The sequence below is a fragment of the Microbacterium sp. CPCC 204701 genome (assembly GCF_004010105.1).
Taxonomy (GTDB): domain Bacteria; phylum Actinomycetota; class Actinomycetes; order Actinomycetales; family Microbacteriaceae; genus Microbacterium.
Map to the genome: position 1 here is coordinate 1 of NZ_RRYE01000332.1, position 3,309 is coordinate 3,309.

The window sequence follows — 3,309 nt, forward strand, 5'->3', positions numbered from 1 at the left end:
CCGACGCCGATCGCACCTCGGTCCCCGCCCTGCTGCGGCTCACGCTGGCCGCCCTCGGTCCGGCCCGGAAGGAGCCGGTGAGTGGGTGACGTCCGCGAGTCGGGGGAGCCCGTCGACGAGAGCGAGCTCGCCATCGAGGGCGCGCTGCGCCCGGCATCGCTCGCCGAGTTCGTCGGGCAGCACAAGGTGCGGGGGCAGATGCAGCTCCTGCTCGATGCGGCCCGCATCCAGCAGCGCCCTGCCGACCACATCCTGCTGTCGGGCCCGCCGGGGCTCGGCAAGACGACGCTCGCCATGATCGTCGCCCACGAGATCGGTCGGCCGCTGCGACTGTCGAGCGGTCCTGCCATCCAGCACGCAGGGGACCTCGCTGCGCTGCTCTCGAGCCTGACACCCGGCGAGGTGCTCTTCATCGACGAGGTGCATCGCATGGCGCGGTCGGCCGAAGAGATGCTGTACCTCGCCATGGAGGACTTCCGCATCGACATCATGGTCGGCAAGGGTGCGGGTGCCACGAGCATCCCGCTCGACCTCGCGCCGTTCACGCTGGTGGGCGCCACCACGCGGTCGGGCCTCCTGCCCAACCCGCTGCGAGACCGCTTCGGCTTCACCGCGCACCTCGAGTTCTACGAGCCGCACGAGCTCGAACGGGTCATCGAGCGCTCGGCAGCGATGCTGGGCGTGACGCTCCCGCCGGGTCCGCGCGCCGAGATCGCTCGTCGCTCGCGCGGCACCCCGCGCATCGCAAACCGGCTGCTGCGCCGCGTGCGCGATTACAGCATCGTGCACGGCAACGGGCGCGCCGCCGACGCCGACATCGTCCACGCCGCGCTCGACCTCTACGACGTCGATGCGATCGGTCTCGACCGGCTCGACCGCGCCGTGCTCGACGTGCTGGTACGGCGGTTCCGGGGTGGGCCCGTCGGCCTCAGCACGCTCGCGGTGGCCGTCGGCGAGGAGCCCGATACGATCGAGTCCGTCGTGGAGCCCTACCTGGTGCGCATAGGCTTCATGGGGCGCACGCCGCGAGGACGCGTGGCCACGCACGATGCGTACGCGCACCTGGGCGTGCCGGCGGCCGACTCGGTGCTCGGATTCGATGACCTATAATCACTGGAGGCTTTCGCCCACCCTCCTCCTGCAAGGCAGCGCCGCCCTGGCGCGTGCCTGACCCGAAAGGTGCTCCCACCTCCATGGACTTCGCCTCGTTCTTGAGCAATTACGGCCTCATCATCCTGCTGGTCGTGCTCCTCGTCTTCATGTTCTGGAGCTCCCGCCGCCGGATGCAGAAGCAGAAGCTCGAGCAGGAGCAGAAGGCCCGCGAAACCGTCCCGGGCGCCGAAGTGCTGCTGCAGGGCGGCCTCTACGGCACCATCGTGTCGTACGACCCCGACAACCTCGACCAGCCGGCGATCGTCGAGCTCGCCCCAGGCGTCGAGATCAAGGTTCACAGCCAGGCGATCCTGCGCATCGTGAGCCCCACCGTGGGCGCCGTCAGCGAAGACGAGTACCTCGCCGCGGAGGAGAGCCACACCGAGTACGCGGAGGGTGTCGCCAGCGGCGACATCTCGTCGATCAGCGACGACCAGCACGCGGGCAGCACCGACGAGGCGGAGCCCGACGCCGATTCCGGCACCAAGCCGCGAGACTGACCGTCTGACCGACTGCCCGCTTGGGCAACTCCAGAAAGCGAAGACGTGGCGACATCCACTCCCGTGCGGCATGCGTGGCGCGCGCTCACCGGCCTCCTCGCCATCACCGCCGTCCTCTTCGGCATCAACGCCCTCGGCGTCTACGTGTTCAACCAGAGCTCGTGGGTTCCCGAACTCGCCCTCGATCTGCAGGGCGGCACGCAGATCGTGCTCGAGGCGCAGACCGAGAACGGCGCCGATCCGTCGACCGAGCAGATGGAGCAGGCGGTCACGATCATCCGCCAGCGCGTCGACGCGTCGGGTGTCGGCGAGGCCGACGTCACCACCCAGGCCGGCAACCAGATCGTCGTCCAGATCCCCGGTCAGGCCGACGAAGAGACCCGCAACCGCATCGAGGCCTCCGCGCAGCTGCAGCTGCGCGCGGTGCTGGTGGCCGGTGCCCCGGCGAACACGTTCGTCGGCGAGGACGGCGCCGCGACGCCGTACCCGACGCCCGACCCGGCGCTGAACGCGACCCCGACGGTTTCCCCGACGAACGCCAGCGACCTCGCGTGGGTGACCGAGAAGCTGCAGGCCGAGTTCCTCGCCTATGACTGTGCGAACCCTGACAACGACCCGGCGAACGCCCCCGCCGACGAGCCTCTCATCACGTGCGAGGCCGACGGCGCCGTCAAGTACATCCTCGGACCCGTCGAGCTCGACGGCTCGTCGATCGACGACGCCACGTTCGGACTCCAGACCACCAACAACCAGTGGGCGGTCAACCTCGACTTCGACGACGGGGGCACCGAGACCTTCGCCGAGATCAGCCAGCGCCTCTACGGTGCCGAGCCGCCGCTGAACCAGTTCGCGTTCGTGCTCGACGGCTACGTGCTGTCGGCGCCTTCGATGAACGGGCTCATCGTCGACGGCAAGCCCAGCATCACCGGCAGCTTCACGCAGGAGACCGCGAAGGTGCTCGCCGACCAGCTCAAGTACGGTGCGCTGCCGCTGAGCTTCACGGTCGAGAGCTCGAACTCCATCTCGGCCACGCTGGGCTCGCAGCAGCTGCAGATCGGTCTGATCGCCGGCCTCATCGGTCTCGCGCTCGTCGCGCTGTACTCGCTCATCGTGTATCGCGCTCTGGGCTTCATCATCATCGCGTCGCTCGTCGTGATGGCGGTGCTCACCTACGTCACGCTGTGCATCCTCGCGTGGCGCATGGGCTTCCGCCTGTCGCTCGCGGGTGTCGCGGGCCTGATCGTCACGATCGGCTTCACCGCGGACTCGTTCATCGTGTACTTCGAGCGCATCCGCGACGAGCTGCGCGACGGCAAGACCATCACGAGCGCGGTCGAGGACGGCTGGGGCCGCGCGAAACGCACGATCTACATCTCGAAGTCGATCAACATCCTGGCCGCGGTCGTGCTCTACATCCTGGCCGACTCCACGGTGAAGGGCTTCGCTTTCACGCTGGGACTCACCACGGCGATCGACGTCCTCATCTTCATCCTCTTCACCCACCCGGTGCTGCAGCTGCTGGCCCGCACGCGCTTCTTCGGCTCGGGCCACCCGCTGTCGGGCCTCGACCCGACAGCGCTCGGCGCGGTCTACCGGGGCCGTGCGCAGTTCCGCGCGCCCGTGGCGGCGACCGCGACGAGCGCGGCCGGACGCCGTG

3 protein-coding genes are annotated in these 3,309 nt (G+C 69.1%); all 3 read left to right on the top strand.

Going from position 1 to position 3,309, the window contains the following annotated elements; all coding sequences use genetic code 11:
* Positions 1 to 81: 81 nt before the first annotated feature.
* Positions 82 to 1,110, top strand: a complete 1,029-nt coding sequence (gene ruvB / locus EIO58_RS14880; RefSeq protein ID WP_127820176.1) for a Holliday junction branch migration DNA helicase RuvB — start codon at positions 82 to 84, stop codon at positions 1,108 to 1,110.
* A gap of 83 nt (positions 1,111 to 1,193) precedes the next feature.
* Positions 1,194 to 1,652, top strand: a complete 459-nt coding sequence (locus EIO58_RS14885; RefSeq protein WP_127820177.1) for a preprotein translocase subunit YajC — start codon at positions 1,194 to 1,196, stop codon at positions 1,650 to 1,652.
* 45 nt (positions 1,653 to 1,697) lie between these two features.
* Positions 1,698 to 3,309, top strand: a 1,612-nt coding sequence (gene secD / locus EIO58_RS14890) for a protein translocase subunit SecD (protein ID WP_127820178.1), incomplete at its 3' end; no start/stop codon positions are given.

What these genes read in the sequence shown, in the direction of transcription:
- EIO58_RS14885 (WP_127820177.1), top strand. Translation starts at nt 1,194, where the DNA reads ATGGACTTCGCCTCGTTCTTGAGCAATTACGGCCTCATCATCCTGCTG.